The organism is Tamlana crocina (assembly GCF_012037625.1).
In genome coordinates this window covers 1-282 of sequence record NZ_JAAVJS010000869.1, presented here as the reverse complement: position 1 = coordinate 282, position 282 = coordinate 1, and the positions used below count along the sequence as shown (strand labels likewise).

At 46.5% G+C, this 282-nt stretch carries 1 protein-coding gene; it reads right to left on the bottom strand.

Features of this window, described 5'->3' with window-relative positions:
- On the bottom strand, nucleotides 1-282 hold a 282-nt coding region (locus HC176_RS19325; protein WP_209309846.1), incomplete at both ends, for a chloride channel protein.

The following is a 282-nucleotide window of genomic DNA, read 5'->3' as shown; positions in this document are numbered from 1 at the left end:
AAATAGCTGTGAGAGGAGCATGCATGATCCCTGCCATGAGTCCCGCCATGCCCACCAGGGTGAAATTACTTGTAGAAAGAGGGGTGTTAAGAATGCCCAGATGATTAAAGATAAGCGCGAAACAATGGCCCATGGCACTGCCCATAAAAAGAACAGGGGCAAATATCCCTCCAACCCCGCCGGCACCAATTGTAAAGGCTGTTGCAATAATTTTAAAGATCACGAGGCCGGCCAATAAAGCCACCACAACCCAAATATTGTCCAGATAATCATTGAAAAGAT